The organism is Belnapia mucosa, assembly GCF_016775475.1.
In the GTDB taxonomy this organism is placed as follows: Bacteria; Pseudomonadota; Alphaproteobacteria; order Acetobacterales; family Acetobacteraceae; genus Belnapia; species Belnapia mucosa.
Genome location: NZ_JAEUXJ010000153.1, coordinates 1 through 234 on the forward strand (window position 1 = coordinate 1; position 234 = coordinate 234).

Below are 234 nucleotides of genomic sequence, written 5' to 3' on the forward strand. Positions count from 1 at the left end.
TCAACGAGAAGGGCGAGGGCGAGGCTCGTCACGCCGCCGACCTGCTCAAGCAGGAAAACCTCCTGCCCGATATCGTCCACACCTCGCTGCTACGTCGTGCTATCCATACCGCCTACCTAGCCCTTGACGGCTGCGACCGCCATTGGATCCCGGTGCATCGCTCCTGGCGCCTCAACGAGCGTCACTACGGTGCGCTGCAGGGTCTCAACAAGGCTGAGACCAAGGAGAAGTACG

Annotated in this window: 1 protein-coding gene; it reads left to right on the plus strand. The window is 62.4% G+C overall.

What is annotated here, in order from left to right; genetic code table 11:
* Positions 1 to 234 (plus strand): 2,3-bisphosphoglycerate-dependent phosphoglycerate mutase (locus tag JMJ55_RS30735; RefSeq protein ID WP_202829385.1); only part of this gene is annotated, 234 nt, incomplete at both ends.